The sequence below is a fragment of the Burkholderia sp. BCC1988 genome (assembly GCF_905339895.1).
Classification (GTDB): Bacteria; Pseudomonadota; Gammaproteobacteria; order Burkholderiales; family Burkholderiaceae; genus Burkholderia.
Window position 1 is genome coordinate 1 of record NZ_CAJPHA010000088.1, and the last position, 446, is coordinate 446.

General features: G+C 68.4%; 1 pseudogene. It reads right to left on the bottom strand.

Features of this window, described 5'->3' with window-relative positions:
- Positions 1-446, bottom strand: a pseudogene (locus U4012_RS35680) (phosphomannomutase/phosphoglucomutase); the annotation flags it as partial.

Consider the following 446-nt stretch of genomic DNA (forward strand, 5'->3'; position numbering starts at 1 on the left):
CGGCTCGCCGCCCTTCGCCTTCACCCACTGCGCGAGATGGCGCGTGCACTTCACGTCGTAGATGATCTGCGCGCCCGGGTTGCGCGACAGCACTTCCTCCGCGAACAGCATCAGCTGGCGGTCCGGGTAGATGATCTGGCCGTCCTTCGTGACGACGCCGAGGCGGTCGCCGTCGCCGTCGAACGCGAAGCCGAGTTCGGCGTCGGTGTCCTTCAGCGCCTGGATCACGTCCTGCAGGTTTTCCGGGTGCGCGGGATCGGGGTGATGGTTCGGGAACGTGCCGTCGATGTCGGTGAAGCGCTCGACGAGCGTGCAGCCGAGCGCCTTGAACAGGCGCGTCGCGAGCGGGCCCGCGACGCCGTTGCCGGCGTCGACGACGAGCTTCAGCGGGCGCGCGAGCTTGACGTCGCCAACGATGCGCGCGATGTACTGATCGGCGACGTCGA